The sequence below is a fragment of the Yimella lutea genome, from assembly GCF_006715095.1.
Classification (GTDB): domain Bacteria; phylum Actinomycetota; class Actinomycetes; order Actinomycetales; family Dermatophilaceae; genus Yimella; species Yimella lutea.
The window spans coordinates 619,849-637,916 of the sequence record NZ_VFMO01000001.1 but is presented as its reverse complement, the minus strand read 5'-3'; the positions used below and the strand labels follow the sequence as shown (position 1 = coordinate 637,916).

14 protein-coding genes are annotated in these 18,068 nt (G+C 66.0%); 4 read left to right on the top strand and 10 right to left on the bottom strand.

Translation table 11 applies throughout. The annotated features are described in order from the left end of the window. Nucleotides 1-58: 58 nt before the first annotated feature. The 6 genes from FB459_RS02940 to hisC all read right to left on the bottom strand — a co-directional run bounded on the left by FB459_RS02940 (nucleotide 59) and on the right by hisC (nucleotide 8,667). Nucleotides 59-841, bottom strand: a complete 783-nt coding sequence (locus FB459_RS02940) for a MerR family transcriptional regulator (RefSeq protein ID WP_129624356.1) — start codon at nucleotides 839-841, stop codon at nucleotides 59-61. Between the two features lie 308 nt (nucleotides 842-1,149). Beyond that, entirely contained in the window at nucleotides 1,150-1,638 is a 489-nt protein-coding gene (locus FB459_RS02935) for a DUF3253 domain-containing protein (protein WP_246092297.1), read from the bottom strand. Next, the gene (locus tag FB459_RS02930) at nucleotides 1,625-3,064 is read right to left on the bottom strand and encodes a dihydrolipoamide acetyltransferase family protein (RefSeq protein ID WP_141927410.1); all 1,440 of its coding nucleotides are present in this window, start codon (nucleotides 3,062-3,064) and stop codon (nucleotides 1,625-1,627) included. Before FB459_RS02930 ends, FB459_RS02935 begins: the two co-directional genes overlap by 14 nt. A gap of 13 nt (nucleotides 3,065-3,077) precedes the next feature. Next, nucleotides 3,078-4,067, bottom strand: coding sequence for an alpha-ketoacid dehydrogenase subunit beta (locus FB459_RS02925; RefSeq protein WP_129624362.1), 990 nt, complete (start codon nucleotides 4,065-4,067; stop codon nucleotides 3,078-3,080). 1 nt (nucleotide 4,068) lies between these two features. Further along, nucleotides 4,069-5,238: a pyruvate dehydrogenase (acetyl-transferring) E1 component subunit alpha gene (gene pdhA / locus FB459_RS02920; RefSeq protein WP_141929389.1), complete on the bottom strand. Its 1,170-nt coding sequence runs from the start codon at nucleotides 5,236-5,238 to the stop codon at nucleotides 4,069-4,071. Between the two features lie 2,343 nt (nucleotides 5,239-7,581). Next, nucleotides 7,582-8,667, bottom strand: coding sequence for a histidinol-phosphate transaminase (hisC, locus tag FB459_RS02915; protein WP_129624366.1), 1,086 nt, complete (start codon nucleotides 8,665-8,667; stop codon nucleotides 7,582-7,584). A 77-nt stretch (nucleotides 8,668-8,744) separates the two neighbouring features. On the opposite strand from hisC, the gene FB459_RS02910 reads away from it, so the two are divergent. Beyond that, nucleotides 8,745-9,143, top strand: coding sequence for a phage holin family protein (locus FB459_RS02910; protein ID WP_129624368.1), 399 nt, complete (start codon nucleotides 8,745-8,747; stop codon nucleotides 9,141-9,143). A 66-nt stretch (nucleotides 9,144-9,209) separates the two neighbouring features. Here the strand turns inward: FB459_RS02910 and FB459_RS02905 are convergent, their stop codons facing one another. Both FB459_RS02905 and paaN read right to left on the bottom strand, forming a co-directional pair. After that, the gene (locus tag FB459_RS02905; protein WP_239702606.1) at nucleotides 9,210-10,022 is read right to left on the bottom strand and encodes an NUDIX hydrolase; all 813 of its coding nucleotides are present in this window, start codon (nucleotides 10,020-10,022) and stop codon (nucleotides 9,210-9,212) included. Nucleotides 10,023-10,054: 32 nt separating this feature from the next. Continuing rightward, the gene (gene paaN, locus FB459_RS02900; RefSeq protein ID WP_129624370.1) at nucleotides 10,055-11,770 is read right to left on the bottom strand and encodes a phenylacetic acid degradation protein PaaN; all 1,716 of its coding nucleotides are present in this window, start codon (nucleotides 11,768-11,770) and stop codon (nucleotides 10,055-10,057) included. A 60-nt stretch (nucleotides 11,771-11,830) separates the two neighbouring features. Here paaN and FB459_RS02895 point away from each other — a divergent pair, with 60 nt between their 5' ends. Next, on the top strand, nucleotides 11,831-12,283 hold the full coding sequence (locus FB459_RS02895; RefSeq protein WP_246092296.1) for a hotdog fold thioesterase: 453 nt from the start codon (nucleotides 11,831-11,833) through the stop codon (nucleotides 12,281-12,283). 271 nt (nucleotides 12,284-12,554) lie between these two features. Here the strand turns inward: FB459_RS02895 and FB459_RS02890 are convergent, their stop codons facing one another. After that, nucleotides 12,555-13,118: a DivIVA domain-containing protein gene (locus FB459_RS02890; protein ID WP_141927409.1), complete on the bottom strand. Its 564-nt coding sequence runs from the start codon at nucleotides 13,116-13,118 to the stop codon at nucleotides 12,555-12,557. 114 nt (nucleotides 13,119-13,232) lie between these two features. Here FB459_RS02890 and galE point away from each other — a divergent pair, with 114 nt between their 5' ends. Next, nucleotides 13,233-14,252, top strand: coding sequence for a UDP-glucose 4-epimerase GalE (gene galE / locus FB459_RS02885; RefSeq protein ID WP_141927408.1), 1,020 nt, complete (start codon nucleotides 13,233-13,235; stop codon nucleotides 14,250-14,252). A 79-nt stretch (nucleotides 14,253-14,331) separates the two neighbouring features. Beyond that, entirely contained in the window at nucleotides 14,332-16,140 is a 1,809-nt protein-coding gene (locus FB459_RS02880; RefSeq protein WP_141927407.1) for an alpha/beta hydrolase, read from the top strand. Between the two features lie 99 nt (nucleotides 16,141-16,239). On the opposite strand, the gene argS is transcribed toward FB459_RS02880, so the two are convergent. After that, entirely contained in the window at nucleotides 16,240-17,976 is a 1,737-nt protein-coding gene (gene argS, locus FB459_RS02875; protein WP_141927406.1) for an arginine--tRNA ligase, read from the bottom strand. Between the last annotated feature and the right edge of the window lie 92 nt (nucleotides 17,977-18,068).

Sequence of the window (18,068 nt, the reverse complement as noted above, 5' to 3'; positions counted from 1 at the left end):
GCGCGGCACGTCGCGTCGGGCGCGAGTTCGCGAACCCGCGCCCGACGCGAGAGACCACTCAGCCGCGCACCGGCTGATGCAACTCGGTCACCCACTTCTCCTGCGGGCCGTTGGTGTCGAGGTACACCTCGCGACACGGGCCGTACGGCTCGAGACCGAGCGACGCGACGTGGGTGCCGAGTTCGGCCCACGCGTCACCGATGCCACTCATCGGGCCGACGTACGTCACGGTCACCGCCCGCTCGACAGCGTCGAGTTCACCGGTCTCGAACCCGTCGATCTCGGTGTCGAACCCAGCACCGAAATCGAGCCGCTCACCGTCCGCCCGATACCAGGCGTACGCGGGGTGTGCCGGCTGCCCCCCGGCTTCGATCTGTGCGGCAACCAACTCCTCGAACATCGGACCGATGACCGGCCCGATCTGGCTCCGATCGGCGACCGTCGCCGTCCGTTGGCTCAGTTCCAGTGCGGGCAATGACTTCTCGATGAACTCCATGACGGTGTTTCCTTCCATCAGACGCAGATGTCGCTCGACGTCGGCGAGGCGCCGGTGATCGGCATCGATCTGTTCGCGCAAAGCTGCCCGACGTCGGTCGAGGAGCTCGCGGAAGGTCTCGGTGTCGATCTGCCCCGCCAACATCGGTCCGATCTGCTCGAGCGTGAACCCGAGGTCCTTCAAGCCGATGAGGGCGTGGACGCGTTGCAGTTGCCTGGGCTCGTAGAAGCGGTAACCCGTGTGTGGGTCGACGCGAGCCGCGGACACCAGACCGAGGCGGTCGTAGTGCCTCAGCATCCGGACCGACACCCCGGCGAGCCGTGCGAAATCTCCGATACTCAACATGACGCCACCCACTCGACCGTCTGACACCGTGTCAGAGTCAACACCACGGCGCCTCTCGCCGACGGGAATCAGCCGGTGAGCGCCAAGAAGTCGACGACCACGTCCGTCATCGCCTCACGCGCCGGCGTCAGGCTTGCTTGGGACAGACGGCCAGGATCACGTCGCCCGCCGCGCGTTCTCGGGCTGACCGGCTTCCTGCATGTGCCCGAGCATCACGCTGGTCGAGTAGGTGCGAGCCGCTGGGCGAGTGAGTGCCGCAATCGAGACCACGTGACGCCAGCACGAACCAAACCGAACGGCACCGTCGATCAGCGCTTCAACTCAGGCCCTGCGGCCAACCGGATCGGTCCCTTGGCCGCATCGAGGTCGACCGGCTCACCGCGCTGCTGGATCACGACGACCTCCTCGGACGCGAGCGTGCCGGCGACCTCGCGGGCCACCGGCATCAACTCACGCCAGTCGTCACCACCGGCGACCCGGGCCGCATCGCTGGGGCAGATCGTCTTTCCGTCACGATGCCGAAGTAGGACGCGCATCGACGCCGCCAAGCGCTCGCGGACGCCATCGTCGCTCGCCTGCTCCCACCACGGTTCGCCGCGCTCACCGAGGGCCACCTTGGCGTCCTGGACGAACGGGCGCACCTCGTCCCCGCGCGTCCTGACCAATCGTCGAGCCCGCATCAGTTCGGCGACCAGTTCGGCCTTCAGCTTCTGCGGGATCGACGGATCGGTCGCCCGCCACCGCCGTCCGTCGACGATGATGTAGCGGCCGTCGTCCGACGTCTCAGCCCCAGACAAGTGCCTTGCCCGGGTCCTCCAGCAGAGCCGCGACATCCGCCAGGAAGCGCGAGCCGAGGTCGCCGTCGACCAGGCGGTGGTCGAAGGCCAACGACAACTGGGTAACCTGACGCGGCACGATCGTGTCCTTGCCGGACGCGTCGGTGACCACCCACGGCATCTTGCGCACCGCGCCGAAGCACAGGATCGCGGCCTCACCCGGATTGATGATCGGGGTGCCGTTGTCGACGCCGAAGACACCGACGTTGGTGATCGTGATCGAGCCACCGGACATGTCGGCCGGCGGTGTCTTGCCCTCGCGGGCGGTCTCGACCAGTGAGCCCATCGCTTCGGCGAGCTCGCGCAGGTTCATGCGGTCGGCGTCCTTGATGTTCGGCACGATCAAGCCACGCGGCGTGGACGCCGCGATCCCCAGGTTGACGTAGTGCTTGACCACGATCTCCTGGGCCGTTTCGTCCCAGCTCGCGTTGATCTCCGGGTTGCGCTTCACGGCTACGCACAGCGCCTTGGCGAGCACGAGCAACGGGGTGACCTTGACGCCCTTGAACTCACGGTCGGCTTTGAGGCGGTCGACGAGTTCCATCGTCCGGGTCATGTCGACGGTGATGAACTCGGTGACGTGCGGGGCGGTGAACGCCGACCCGGCCATCGCTTGGGCGGTCATCTTGCGGACGCCCTTGATCGGCGTACGGGTCTCCCGCTCAGCGCCGCCTCGGGTTTCGGCACTGGTCGCCGCTCCTACGTCGCTGCGTCCAGTCTCAACCAGCGAGGTGAGGTGTGCTTCCACCTCGGCGCGGGTGATGACGCCGTCCGGACGGGACGGGGTGATCGCGGACAGGTCGACCCCGTTGTCCTTGGCGAACTTGCGCACCGGCGGCTTGGCCAGCACCTTCCCGCGCTTGTCCGCAGATCCGGCGACCTGGCCCGCGAGTTCTGCGGACTTCGGCTGGGGAGTGTCCGCAGATCCGGTGACTTGACCCGCGAGTTCTGCGGACTTTCGGGAGGGTGTCGCCGGGGGCGCTGTGCGGCGGGCACGCCGCTGGGTCGAACCGGCGACCGCGCCGTAACCGACGAGGTTGGCCACGCGCTCCTCCTCGTCCTCCTTCGCGGCCTGCGAGTCGGGCGCAGCGCCCTGGACGGCGGTGTCGGCCGCCGGGGTGGACGACGGGGTCTCGGACTCTGCGCCCTCCACCTCGATCGACACGATCGGGCTGCCGACATCGACCGTCGCACCCTCCTCGACGAGCAGCTCGACGACGGTGCCGGCCCACGGAATCGGCAACTCCACCAACGATTTTGCGGTCTCGATCTCGACGACGACGTCATTGACCTTGACGGTGTCGCCCGGCTTGATCTTCCAGGTGACGACGTCCGCCTCGACGAGTCCTTCACCAGGGTCGGGCAGGTTGAACAGCTTCACACCCATGTCAGTGATCCCCTCAGTACGCCAGCGAGCGGTCGACGGCATCGAGGATGCGGTCGAGGTCGGGCAGGAAGTGCTCCTCGAAGCGGCTGGGCGGGTACGGCAGGTTGTATCCACCGACCCGGAGCACAGGTGCCTCCAAGTGGTAGAAGCACTCCTGCTGGATCAGCGCGGCGAGTTCCGAGCCGAGTCCGAGGAAGGTGCTCGCCTCGTGCACCACGACGACGCGTCCGGTCTTCTTCGCCGAGGTGAAGATCGTCGCGCGGTCGAGCGGCGAGAGCGACCGAAGATCGATCACCTCGATCGAACGTCCTTCTGCCGCAGCGGCTTCCGCGGCCTGGCGGCAGGTCTTTACCATCGGTCCGTACGCGATGAGAGTCAGGTCGCTACCCTCCCGCGCCACTCGCGCGTCGTACAGCCCGAGCGGTGCACCGGTGGACTCGTCCAGGTCGACCTCTGCACGCTCGTGGTAGCGGCGCTTGGGTTCGTAGAACAGCACCGGGTCGTCGGTCTGGATCGCCTGCTGGATCATCCAGTAGGCGTCCGCTGGGTCGGAGCAGCTGACCACGCGCAGACCCGCGGTGTGAGCGAAATAGGCCTCGTTGGACTCCGAGTGATGCTCGACAGCTCCGATGCCGCCGCCGAACGGAACCCGGATGACCATCGGCAGCTTCAGGTAGCCCAGCGACCGGTAGTGCATCTTGGAGACCTGGCTGATGATCTGGTCGAACGCCGGGTAGATGAACCCGTCGAACTGGATCTCCACCACCGGGCGGTAGCCGCGCATGGCCAGGCCGATCGCGGTGCCGACGATGCCGGACTCCGCGAGCGGGGTGTCGATCACGCGGTCCTCACCGAAGTCCTTCTGCAGACCCTCGGTGATCCGGAAGACGCCGCCGAGCTTGCCGACGTCCTCACCCATCAGGACGACCTTGGGGTCGTCCTCCATCGCCTTGCGCAGACCGGCGTTGATGCCCTTGGCGAGCGTCATCTTCTGCGTTGCCATGTCAGTTCGCCCCTCCCTCGACGAAGGAGGCTTGGTAGGCGACGAACTCCTCGCGCTCGGCGTCGACCACGGGGTGCGGTTCGGCGTAGACCTTGTCGAACATCGTCACCGGCTCCGGGTCGGGCATCTGCTGGCACTCGCGTCGGATGCGAGCGGCGAGTTCGTCGGCCTCGGCCTCGACCTGCTCGAAGAACGCCGGGTCGGCGTGGCCCTTGGTCTCCATGAACCCGCGCATGCGCTTGATCGGGTCCTTCTCACGCCAGATGTCGACCTCGGACGCGATGCGGTACTTGGTCGGGTCGTCGGACGTGGTGTGCGCACCCATGCGATAGGTGAACGCCTCGATCAGCGTCGGGCCCTGACCCGCACGGGCGGCATCCATCGCGGCCTTCGACACCGCGTACACCGCGAGGACGTCGTTGCCGTCGACCCGGACGCCGGGGAACCCGAAGCCGCGTGCGCGCTGATAGGGCGGGATGCGGAATTGCTTGTAGTTCGGCTCGGAGATCGCCCACTGGTTGTTCTGCACGAAGAAGACGACCGGTGCGTTGGCGACGCTCGCGAACACCATCGCCTCGTTGTAGTCACCCTGCGCGGTGCCGCCGTCACCGGTGAACGCCATCACGGCCGCGTCGCGCTCGGGGTCGCCGGTGCCGACGACGCCGTCACGCTGCATGCCCATCGCGTACCCGGTGGCGTGCAGCATCTGGTTGCCGATGACGATCGTGTAGAGGTGGAAGTTGTTCTCGTTGGAGTTCCAACCGCCGTGGTTCACGCCGCGGAACATGCCGAGCAGGTTGACCGGGTCGACCCCACGGCACCACGCGACACCGTGCTCGCGGTAGCCGGGGAAGGCGTAGTCCTGCTTCTTCAGGGCGCGTCCGGCACCGACCTGCGCGGCTTCCTGGCCGAGCAGCGAGGGCCATAGTCCGAGTTCGCCCTGGCGCTGCAGCGCGTGACCCTCGGCGTCCATCCGGCGCACCAGCACCAGGTCGCGGTACATCGCCTGCGCGTCCTCGGAGGTCATGTCCTCGACGATCTGCGCGTACGGGGCGTTGGCCTCGCAGGTGGCCAGACGGTTGCCGTCGCCGTCGACGAACTGCACCATTTCCGGGCCGCCGTCGGTGATGTCGTGTTCCATGCTCGGTGCCACGGAGGTCTCGTGGTGCATCGTGTGCCGGGCATCGGCGTGCGCGCCGGGGGCTCCGGACACATCGGTCGGGTCGGACATGCCACTCCTTGCTCGTGCGGCCGGCAGAACGGGGGTGACCGTGGGTGCCGACGCTGGCTTTCGGCCTATGACGTGGGTCACACAGGCTCGACGACGAGGCTACTGGTCCGCGCTCGGTGTCTGCGAATCGACCCGTGCTGCCGGCGGACCGTCATCCACTCGGCACTCTGGGGTGCGGTGCAACGACCCACCCTTGGCGAACTGGCTTATTGATAGTGCTCGCTACGCGGGTGTTGCACGGGATTCTATGCGTTCTCGCATGGAATTCGCCTTGCCGAAACCTAGCGACAGAGCCTGCGGGTGCGCTTCAATGCGTTCAGTAGAGCCGGATCTCGCTCGAGCGGCGGGCTGAGAACGGTTGTCAGCAAGGGGAATCACGAGGCCGTGGGGAAATTTTCCGCTGCCTTCATTTGCGCAGGAAGTACTGCGCTAGTAGCAGCGCCATCGCTCGCTGCACCAACCCGTACGCAAGCTTCCGAACCCAGCAGGTCTTCCAGATTTCGTGGGACATTAAACTCCAATAATCTACCAGAATCGAATCAAACATCAACGACGCATGTTTGTTATACCGGAGCTAGGAGGAATACTTTGGGCCTCCAAGAAGGCACCAACCACAGGCATGACAATCAGGAGAAAGCGGCACGGCTCGAGCCTGGTAAGCCGTCTCACAGACTGTGGATCGTGTGATGACAGGCGGGCAATGCCGCGCGATCCTAGCTGCGGTTCCGATACTTTGGTCTCCGTTAATATACGGACCCTTGTACTATATGGCACGGAATACTGACCCTCCATTATCAGCTCGGGATCTATTGGAACCGGTTGTGTGGGTTCCCCTTGCCATCGCGGGGGCGCTGGGTTTAGTGTCTTCGCTGTTCTATTGGTCCCCGGCGGTCCCAGCCATCGTGGAGTCGATAACAGTCTTGTTAACGCCGGTAGCGATGGAAGGAGTAGCAGCCTCCGGTCCATTCATAACCTTCTATATGCTCGTCACGTTCTATTGGCTAGCTGTTGGATTAACCTGCTTCTTTGTGGCAAAGAGGATTCCGCAGCGGAGCCCATTTCAAAAGCGTTTTCCCGGAGCTTTTGACGAGTGGGGCGAGGACGATGATTAGAGGTGTTTGCACCTACTTGTGAGGTCTCGCATTGTTCACCAGAGGGCCTCCACATACGCATTCGATCCGGTGAACCGAGGGACGTTCAATCGTGTCGCGTGTAGCTCGATCACCGGCCGGGGCTGGTAGCGGCGTTGTCGGTCCAGCCGTTGTGGATCCTGACGTAGCCGCCGAGGGTGGCCAGTGACCTGTGTCGGGATTGCTGCGCGATCGCCCGGTGGGTTGCTCCGCGCAGGTGGGCGTAGGTGATAAACCCCGCGCGTAGCGTGGGTGGAGTAGGGGGGTGGGTCGATCCCGGCGCGGGTGATGCCGGCAATCACGCCGCCAACGACCTCCACGTCACCGCCCATGAAATTTCGAGGCTAGGACGAACTTCCCGTGACTCCATTTATTACCACAGCAACAACAAAAAATGAGCATCCACCTCCGAAGGGAACCCAAGAAAGATAAAATGCCCTTTGTGCGGTCTTAGGGGATAGCGACGTACCTCTTGCCAGCCGAGCAACCTGCTCTAGCTGCAAGCCTAAAACACCGAGCCACCCATGCACGAAATTATCGTCGCGTGCGGGGGGGCCCGCAAGCGAGTACCTAAGCATCAGTGGGACCATACCAACCGCTAATAGTATGGGCACGTATAAAAACAGGCCAAACGCCATGATCAAGAGTGCCAGCGTGGGGGCCGATAGCGCAAACAAAAAACGCAACCTGCACAAAACTACCTCCGTGCGGCCCACACAGGCACTCCTCCCGCAACCCAGGCGCCGTAGCCAGCGCCGATGCCGACGCAGGGAACCCGCCCGCGGCAGGCGAGCCGACTGCGGTATCCGGACTGTGCGCCCACACATCTGCTGCGGCAGAACGCGCCGCCGCCTGTGAATTTTGACCTGGTACGAGGTACGCCCGGCGACCACCCTACAGATGCGGATGGGGCGCGAGTGAACGTCCTTCTGCTGGCAGACACACCGTAGCCGAGACCCACGTATGCGCGAGGGTTCTTGTTGACGTGCGTCTAGGACAATGCAGCGCTACGTCCCATCACTGACACCGATGCGGTCCAGGTACCGTGCCCTGCCAGTGATGACCACCCTTCGATATCGATGAGGGGCGCTCTTGCTTGCCCAAATAATCCAGACAACGTAAGCCGTTATGAGGACTCCCGCTAAGAACCGATTCAGCGGTTGAGGAATTCCTCGCACACCTCGATGAGGCGGTCGTTCGCCTCGGTCTCTCCGATCGAGCAGCGGACGCCGTCGCCGTCGAACGGGCGGACGACGAGACCGGCCTGGTCGGCCGCGGCAGCAAACGCCATCGCGTCGTCACCCAGCGGCAACCAGACGAAATTGGCCTGGCTGTCGGGGATCTTCCAGCCCTGCTCGGCGAGCGCCTGCGCGACACGGGCGCGCTCGGTCATCAGCGCGTCGACGCGCTCCTGCAGTTCGTCGTAGGCCTCCAGGCTGGCGAGCGCGGCCTGCTGGGCGACGTCGCTGACACCGAACGGGACGGCCGCCTTGCGCAGCGCTTCGGCCACCGGCTCGTGGGCGATGCAGTACCCGACCCGCAGGCCGGCCAGGCCGTACGCCTTGGAGAAGGTGCGCAGCACACAGACATTCGGGTGGTCGCGGTAGATCGCGAGCGCGTCGATCTGGTGATCGGGCTCGACGAACTCCAGGTATGCCTCGTCAATGACGACCAGGACGTCCGAGGGCACCTTGGCCAGGAAGCCACGCAGTTCGTCCTCGGTGACACTCGGACCGGTCGGGTTGTTCGGGGTGCAGACGATCACCAGGCGGGTGCGGTCGGTGATCGCGTCCGCCATCGCGTTCAGGTTGTGGCGTGCCTGCGAATCCAGCGGGACCTGAACCGGTTTCGCGCCGGCGAGCGCTGCGACGATCGGGTAGGCCTCGAACGAGCGCCACGCGTAGACCATCTCGTCGCCCGGGTTGCAGGTGATCTGCACCAACGAGCCGAGGACGCCGACGCTGCCGGTGCCGGTCGCGATCTCGTCCGGCGTGACTCCCCAGCGGGCGGCGAGCGCTTCGGTGAGTTCACGCACGCTCATGTCGGGGTAGCGGTTCATCCGGCCGGCCGCGTCCTGCACGGTCTTCAGCACCGACGGCAGCGGCGGGTACGGGTTCTCGTTGGAGGAGATCTTGTAGGTCACCAGGTCTTCCCGCGGCGGCGCCGGCTTGCCGGCCTTGTAGGCGGGAACGGCGCCGAGGGTGTCGCGCAGACGGACGTCGGGCTGAGTGTCGCTCATGCGAGCAAATCTACGACCCGGTGTGACCGGCGTCTCAACCAGTCGGTTTCTGCAGCGCCGCCTGCGACGATGGAGGCATGAAGAACTTCCTGATCCGCCTCGTCGTCAACGCCATCGCGCTCTGGTTGGCCGCCGCGGCACTGTCCGGCATCCATCTCGCCGACGGTTCGTCGCAGACCTTCGACAAGATCAAGACCGTTCTACTCGTCGCGCTCGTCTTCGGTGTGGTCAACGCACTGCTGAAGCCGATCGCCACGTTCTTCTCTTTCCCGTTGCTGCTCGTGACGCTCGGGCTGTTCATGATCATCGTCAACGCGGCGATGTTGCAGCTGACCTCGTGGCTGGCCGGAAAGTTCGACCTCGCCTTCCACGTCGACCACTTCTTCTGGGACGCCGTGATCGGTGCGCTGATCATCTCCGTCCTCGGGTTCGTCGCGAACGTGATCCTGCCCGACAAGCACGAGATCAACCGCTGACCCTGACTCGAGTGTCAGAAGGGATGCGTCGCAGTCGACGCATCCCTTCTGACACTGGCGGGTTCGTCAGACGCGCGGGCGTCCGTCCTCGAGGTAGACCGGCACGTCGGCGGCGAGGGCTTGTTCGATGACCCGGACGGTGTACTCGGCGACGTGTTCGCCCAGATCGGCCGGGTCGACCCAATGCACGGCCTTGATCTCGCGCGGCTGCAGCGAGTGCGGCGGACGGTCCAACTCGACGTCGAAAACGAAGAGGGTCGCGTCGTCCCAGCCGCGCCACGGCGGCAGCCAACTGACGGCGGCCAGCCCGCGGACGGTGGCCTCGACATCGAGTTCTTCACGCAGTTCGCGCACGACGGCGGTCGCCGGTGACTCGTGCGGGTCGACGACTCCGCCGGGGAGGTCCCAGAACCGTTTGTAGACCAACTCGCACAACAGGATTCGTCCCTCGTCGTCGCGAACGATTGCCTGAGCGATGCAGCGTTTGGTCGGCAGGCTGGAGTTGAGGACGGCAGTGAACGTCGACCGGTCGGCCAGCGGCGGGTCGGTGGCCACCCGGGCGAACTGCACCAAGTCGGCCTGCTCGACGCCGCCCCCGCGAACGACACCTTCCTTGCGCAGTCCGGCCCGCGCCGCGATCCGCAGATCGTGCTTGGCATCGGCGGGTAGTCGGCCCTGCACCCGGTGGACGCCGAGCTCACCGAACGCGTACTCGATCATCGCGTCCAGGCCGCGGACGGCCAGCCGCTCGTCGACGTCCTCCAAAAAGTTCCAGGTGAGCCCGCCGTCCGGGTGGACAGCCGCTCGGCCGATCACCGACCCGGCCGAGACGATCTCGTACTCGGAGCCGTCGGGTCGGATCGTCACGTCATCGCTCACGATCCGACGCTAACCCAATCCGCCGCGCGGAATCAGACGTGGCGGCGAGCGGTGATCACCCGGAAGCGCCCGGCCACGAACGCGCTGTCGGCGTACGCGGCGTTGGCGGCCGGGTTGGCACCGGTGCCGTGGTAGTCGCTGAATGCAGCGGTCTGGTTGACGAAGACCTGGCCGAGCAGGTTCTCCGAGAGCGCCACACCGGCGTCCATTGCGGCGTCCCGCGCCTTGTCGAGCACGGCCTCGTCGGTCGAGTACACGGAAGCGGTCATCGCGCCGTGCTTGCGGACGGTGTCGCGGAAGGTCGACAGTGACTGGTCGGTGCCGTCGGTGCCGATGAGGAAGGTCACCGGACCGAACTGCTCGGTGGTGTACGCGCCCTGCGCCTCCACACCCACACCGATCAAGCCCGGAGTCCGGACCACGGCGTCCGGGTACTTCGGGTGCGTGACCTGGCGGGTGTCGGCGACGACGGAGCCGCCGGCGTCCGAGGCGATCTTGTCGAGCGATCCGGCTCGGGCGCGGACGTCGTCGTTGACCGTCGCGCCGAGAATCTCGACCGCCTTCTCGTCCTCACCGGTGAGCTTGCCGATCGCGCCGCCGAGCTTGGCACCGAACTCCTCGAACGACAGGTGTCCCTCGTCGGTGTCGATGCCGTCTTTGGGCAGGTAGATGTTCTGCGGGGTGGTGCACATCTGCCCGGAGTAGAGGCTGAGCGAGAACGCGAGGTTGCCCAGCATCGCCCGGACGTTGTCGGTGGAGTCGACCACGACCGTGTTGACGCCGGCCTTCTCGGTATAAACCTGCTGCCCACGGGCCGCGCCCTCACGTTCGAGCCAGGCACCGAAAGTCGGGCCGCCGGTGTAGTCGATGATCTTGACCTCATCGCGCTCGGCGAGCGTCTTGGCCAGGCCTTCGCCATCGGCTTCGGGGGCGAGCTGGACGAGTTTGGGGTCGAAACCGTTGTCGCTCAACGTTTGCTGCAGCGTTTCGACGGTGATGGCGAGCGGCAGGATCGCGCGTGGGTGCGGCTTGATGACGACCGCGTTGCCGGTGGCGAGCGAGGCGAAGATACCCGGGTAGGCGTTCCAGGTCGGGAAGGTGTTGCAGCCGACGACGAGGGCGACCCCGCGCGGCACGATGCGGTAGTCCTTCTGCATCCGCAGCGGTTCGCCTTTGCCCGGTTTCTCCCAGGTGACGCTCTCGGGGACGCGTGACTGCTCGGCGTACGCCGCGGCGACGGCCTCGAGGCCGCGGTCCTGGGCCTGCGGTCCGCCCGCCTGGAAGGCCATCACGAACGGCTGGCCGGACGTGTGGTGCACCGCGTTGCCGATTTCGAACGACTGCTTGTTCAACGCGTCCAGTGCCTCGATCAGCACCAGCGCCCGCCTGCGCGGGCCGGCATCGCGCCAGGCCGGGATCGCGTCCGTCGCTGCCGCCATGGCCGCGTCGACGTCGAGGTGTGGGTAGGCGACACCGAGCGTCGGGCCGTAGGGCGAGACCTCGTCGCCGACGGTGGTGTCGTCGAAGGCACCCTGAAGGCCCTCGAACGGCTTGCCGAGGCGGCCCTCGTAGGCGGAAAGTCCTTGTGCGGCGGCGGTTTCGCCGTAGACGCGGGGCGAGGGTGATTCGGGGTAACGCGAGAAGTAGGTGCGCCCGGCAAGGGCTGCGAGCGCGTCATCGAGCACCGAATCGAACTTTGAGCCGGTGGAGGTCTCGGCGGATGCGGTGGTCTGGTCTGCAGCAGTCATCGTCTCATCGTAACGGCCAACGTGTTACAGATCACATGCAGTTATGCAACCATGCGTCACATGGCCACGGATGAAGTCGGAGCTGACCTCGAACACGTCCACCGCATGTGGCGCGAGGACCGCGCCTCCTCCCGCCTCGGCATCCGGTTGCTCGCCGTCGGGGTCACCGACGGCCTCGGTCACGCCGAAACCACGATGACGATCGGCGCGGATCAGGTGAACGGGCACGACATCGCGCACGGTGGCTACCTGTTCACGATGGCCGACTCGACGTTCGCGCTCGCGTGCAACGCGTCCGGGCAACTCACCGTGGCCTCCGGAGCAGACGTGACCTTCGTGACCAGCGCTCACCTCGGTGACGAATTGCGCTGTGTGGCAACCGAACGCGCACGGTTCGGACGTAGCGGAATCACCGATGTCACGATCACCCGTGAATCAGACGGCGCTCTGATCGCAGAATTCCGCGGACGATCGCGCAGCCTGCCGGCACGCACCACCGAGGAGAAGTCATGATCCTGCCCGCCGTCGATGACAGCCCCCGGGAATTCCTCCGTCAGTCCCGCGGCTCAACCAGCGAAGATTGCGCCCCGGACTGCGTGATGTGTGGACTCACCTACCACCGCTGGTTGAGCCGTACGGATGAGGAACGAATCCGTACGCGCCGAAACCAACGCGAGATCCGCTGGAACGCAACCACATTCAACCCGGCTCCGCGTATCGCGTCACCATGGTCTCGATCGCGGCACTCGCCCAGGGGCTCGCACCTACTCGACCAGCGTGCCGCTCAGCGCAGGATGGGGCGCAGGCGCTTGAGGTCGTCCAGGAACTTGTCGACCGCGAGCGCCTCGTAACCCGCGCGACCAGCGCGGGGCGGGTAGAAGCGCACCGAGTCGATGTCGGGCAACTCCTCCCCCTTGGTCATCGCGATGAGCACCCGGTCGAGGAAGGAGTCGACCTCGTCCTCGGCGTAGCCGCGCTTGCCACGGGCCGGCCGGAAGTTCGATTCACGCACCCAGTCGAGTTGCTGCGGAGTCCAGTACGGACGCTGCGGCACGGCAGCTGCCATCGCTTCGGCAGGGGCGCGCTTCGGCGCCGCCAACTCGCTCTGCCAATCAGCAATGTGGCCGAACAATGCCTCGACGGCGGCCGGCGAATAGCCCTGCTTGAGCGGCGAGCGACGCAGCCCGGACAACGGCGCGGAGGGCACCTCGCGGCGGGCGCGCATCAGGGCGACGACGTGCTGCAGATAGCGGTCGACATCGTCGCAGTTGTAGCCGCCACGCTGTTTCGACAACGGCGCGCGCCGCACGGTGGCGGCGTGCTCCGGGGTCCACGGCACGGAATTCACCGGTCCATAGTGTCAGGACGTCCGAGCCGACGGGGACGGTAGCGGCACGCAACAGAACGCCGGTCAGAGGTCGTTCCCGAACCGGTCGGGGACGATGGAAAGTAGGGTGCGCTCATGCATGTTCTCGTCGCCGGTGGGGCCGGCTTCATCGGTTCGCACACGGTCGTTCAGCTCAAGCAGGCCGGGCACGACGTGACCGTCGTCGACGATTTCGACAACAGCAAGGCGAGCGCCGTGGCACGGGTCGAGCAGCTTGTCGGCGGCCACATCCCGCTGCACGCGTTCGACCTGTGCGACCCCGACAAGACCGAGGCGCTGTTCGCGGCCGAGCGGTTCGACGCGGTGATCCACTTCGCCGGGCACAAGGCCGTCGGCGAGAGTGTCGAGAAGCCGCTGCAGTACTACCGCAACAACCTGGACAGCACGTTCAGTCTGCTGCGCGCGATGGCGACGCACGGCGTCCACCGCCTGGTGTTCTCGTCCTCGGCGACGGTGTACGGCGATGAGTCCCCGCAGCCGTCCCAGGAGGACTACCGACCACTGCAGTCGTCCAACCCGTACGGCTGGACGAAGGTGATGAACGAGCAGATCATCGGCGATGTCGCCCGTGCGACACCCGGCATGCGGGTCGCGCTGCTGCGCTATTTCAACCCGGTCGGCGCGCACCCGTCCGGCACGATCGGCGAGGACCCGCAGGGCATCCCGAACAACTTGATGCCGTTCATCTCCCAGGTCGCGGTCGGACGCCGGGAGAAGCTGACCGTGTTCGGTGACGACTACGACACCGCCGACGGCACCTGCGAGCGCGACTACATCCACGTGGAAGACCTCGCCGCCGGGCACCTCGCCGCACTGGAGCACATCGCCGCGATGGCCGAACCGGTACGCGCGTTCAACCTCGGCACCGGCGTGCCGACGTCCGTATTGGCCATGATCAACGCGTTCCGTACGGCCACCGGAGTCGAGATCCCGTACGAGGTCGGACCTCGCCGCGCCGGTGATCTGCCGGTGACGTACGCCGATCCGACCCGCGCGTTGCACGAACTCGGCTGGCGCACAACGAAGTCCATCGAGGACATGTGTGCCGACACCTGGCGTTGGCAGTCGGCGAATCCTCAGGGCTTCCCCGGCTGACGGTCTGCACCAGGAACCATCTACCCGCTCGAGTCCGTCTAGGCTCCCGGCAGGACTCAATCGACCAGGAGCAGGGGACATGGCGCACAAGTGGGGGACGCGGGCGTTGACCGCGACGACGGTGGTCACGTTGGCGGCGACGCTGGCTGGTTGCAACGGCGACAGCGAAGGCTCCAAGAACACCGGTTCGTCGACGACGACCACGACCTCGACATCGGCGAACGGCGGCGGTGGCGACACGACGGCTGCCGGCGACGGCAAGCTCTCCCCCACCGGCGCCGACCTCAGCAAGTACACCGCCCAGCAGATGCAGTGGAGCAAGGACACCTGCACCGACGATGTGAAGGAACTCAAGTCCTTCAGTCTGCGTGACCTGGCCCCGGTCAACGACCGCAGCGAATGCGCCAAGATCAAGGTGCCGAAGGACTACAGCGACCCTGGCAAGGGCGAGATCGAGGTGATGGTCACCCGCACCAAGCCGGCCAAGGGCGAGAACCACCGCGTCCTGATGACCAATCCCGGCGGCCCCGGCGGACCGGCCGGTGCCTTCTCGGTGATCACCGCGGCACTGTCCCCGCTCGGCGAGAGCCACGTGGTCATCGGCATCGACCCCCGCGGCGTCGGCGGCGGGACGCGGCTGACCTGCAAGTCGTACTCCGCGCGCGGTGTCACCGACTACCGCAACCTGTCCGACACCGACATCTCGGCCCTGCAGACCGCCGCGAAGAAGACCGTGGACGAGTGCGCGCGTGAGAACGGCGATCTGCTGCCGTACATCACCACGGCCAATACTGCGCGTGACCACGAACTCGTCCGCCAGTTGTTGAAGGTCGAGACCGTCGACTACTACGGCGTGAGCGCCGGCACCTGGCTCGGGGCGTACTACTCGACGCTGTTCCCCAAGCAGGTCGGACGCTTCGTGCTGGACAGCAACACCGAGTTCACCGGCACACTGCAGTCGAGCTGGGCCACCCAGCCGATGTCGTTCCAGCGCCGTTTCAAGGATCAGCTGCTGCCGTGGCTGGCCCGCCAGAACACCACCTACGACCTCGGCTCGACCCCGGACGACGTCAACGCCTCCTACGAGGACATCCGCAAGGCTGCGGGCGAGGGCAAGCTCGGCCAGTTCGAGCCGATGATCATCGACAACATCGTCGCCCAGACGCTGTACAGCGACCGCGGTTTCCAGAGCTCCGGTGCGCTACTGGCGCTGCTGAAGCAGGCGATGAACGGTGACGCGGAGGCGCTGCGCACCGCCGAGGGTGCTGCCGGCGGCGGCCGCACCAAGAAGGACATCGACGACTCCCGCAACCAGAACACCGTGTTCATGGCGATCCGCTGCAACGACACCTCGTGGAACAAGGACGAGAAGTCGTACGTCGACCGTGCCAAGCAGGACGGCCAGAAGTACCCGCTCGTCGGCTACTTCGACATGGCGAACGAGTGCGCGTACTGGCCCTACAAGGCACAGGACATGAAGGTCGACACCTCGAAGGCGCCGCAGATGCTGCTGGTGCAGACCGAGAACGACCCGGCGACCGCGTACGAAGGCGGGCTGAAGGCGCACAAGGCGTCCAAGAACACCCGCTTCCTCGCGGTCAACGACCAGGGCAACCACGGTGCCGTGCTGGGTAGCGGCAACCTGTGCGTCGAGCAGCAGACCTACGGCTTCCTGCAGAACGGCAAGCTGATGGACAAGGACTCGGTCTGCCCCGGCATCGCGCTGCCGAAGGACAAGGAAGTGCACAAGGTCGGCTTCGACCCCGAGGGCGAGAAGCTGGCGATGCCGGTCGACCCGACGCCGCAATGGAAGAAGGCGCTGCTCGCCGTCCTCGGAGCGGTCCTGGACGAGTTGCTGACGCCGAAGAACACCGCGCCGCGCGACTGACCGTCCCGGCGAGGGCACTCCAAATGCATCAGGGCACTCCGTATACGGAGTGCCCTCGTGCATCTGGCGTGCCCTCGTCGGGAGGACCGTGGACGGCGCCTACATTTGGTCGGGCGCCTCGATGCCGAGCAACGACAAGCCGCGGGTCAGCACCTCGAGGGTCAGCCGGCACAGCGCCAGGCGCGAGTCACGGACGGCGGCGTCCTCGGCCTTGAGCACCGGGCACGCCTCGTAGAACGCGGTGAAAGTGGTCGCCAGCTCGAACAGGTACGCGGCGAGTTTGTGCGGTTCGAGGCTCTCGCCGACCTGGTTGACGACCGAGCCGAACTCCAGCACCTTCAGGGCGAGGTCGCGCTCGGCCGGCTCGCCGAGCACGATCGGACCCTTCGGGTCGACGACGTCCGCACGGGCCAGGATCGAACGAATACGGGCGGTCGCGTACTGCAGGTACGGACCGGTGTTGCCCTGGAAGGCGACCATCCGGTCGAGGTCGAAGGTGTAACCGGAGTCGTGGCTGACCGACAGATCGGCGTACTTGATCGCGGCGACCCCCACCTGGTGGGCGATGGTGGCGCGGGTCTGCTCATCCAGCTCCGGACGCGACTCGGCCACCACGGTCGCGGCCCGCTCCAGCGCGGCGTCGACCAGCGACTGCAGCGACACCAGGTCGCCCGACCGGGTCTTCAGGATCTTGCCGTCCGTGCCCACGACGTTGCCGATCTGCACGTGGACGGGCTCGGTGCCCTTGATCCAGCCGGCCTTGTCGGCGGCGGCCCAGACCATGCGGAAGTGCAGGTTCTGCGGCGCGCCCACGACGTAGATCGCGCGGTCGGCCTTCATCTGCAGCGAACGGCGACGAATCGTCGCGAGGTCGGTCGTCGCGTAGCCGTATCCGCCGTCGGACTTACGGATGATCAGCGGCACCGGTTTGTCGTCGCGTCCGGTGAACTCGTCGGAGAAGATGCACAGAGCGCCGTCGCTCATGACGGCAATTCCCTTGTCCTCCAACGTCTTGCACACCTCGGCAAGCTCATCGTTGTAGGACGACTCCCCGGCGATGTCGTCGTCGGTGAGGGTGACCCCGAGAACGGAGTAGACCCGGCGCAGGTAGCCCTTGGTGAGGTCGAGGATCTCCCTCCACAGCCGCAGGCTGTCGGGGTCGCCACCCTGCAGGGTCGCGACACGGGCACGAGCGCGAGTGGCAAAGTCTGCGTCCGCATCGAACTTCGCCCGCGCGGCGCGATAGAACGCGTTGGGGTCGATGGTCAGCAGCTTTGCGTCATCGCTGCCATCGCCGACTTCGAGGAGATGCTCGACCAGCATGCCGAAGGCGGTGCCCCAGTCGCCGAGGTGGTTCTGGCGAATGACGTCGTGCCCGAGGAACTCCAGCGTTCGCGCGAGTGAGTCGCCCACGACGGTGGTGCGCAGGTGCCCGACATGCATCTCCTTGGCCGCGTTGGGCGAGGAATAGTCGATGACGATCGTCTGCTGCTCGGGAAGCACCGTGCCGAGCAAAGGCTCACCGATCATCGACGCGGCTGCTTCGGCGATCCATCGCGAGTGCAGGGTGACATTGAGGAAGCCGGGACCGGCGACCTCAACCGACTCGATCAGGTCGTCGGGCGGCAGGTCGGCCGCGATCGACTGCGCGACCTCGCGCGGGTTCTTGCCGGCCTTCTTCGCCAGCGCCATCGCCGCGTTGACCTGCAGGTCGGCGCTGGTCTGCTTCTTGTTGGCCGGACGGATCACCGGATCGGCGCTCGCGAACTCGTCGCCCAGCGCAGCCACCATGGCCTTCTGGACGTGTGAGGTCAGGGCTGCGATCGGATCCACCATGTGAATCAGTTTATGGACGCGAGCAAATCGGTTCTGCCTCGTCCATCGAAGGCCGAATGCCGACCGACACAGCGGCGTTCACCTGACCGCGG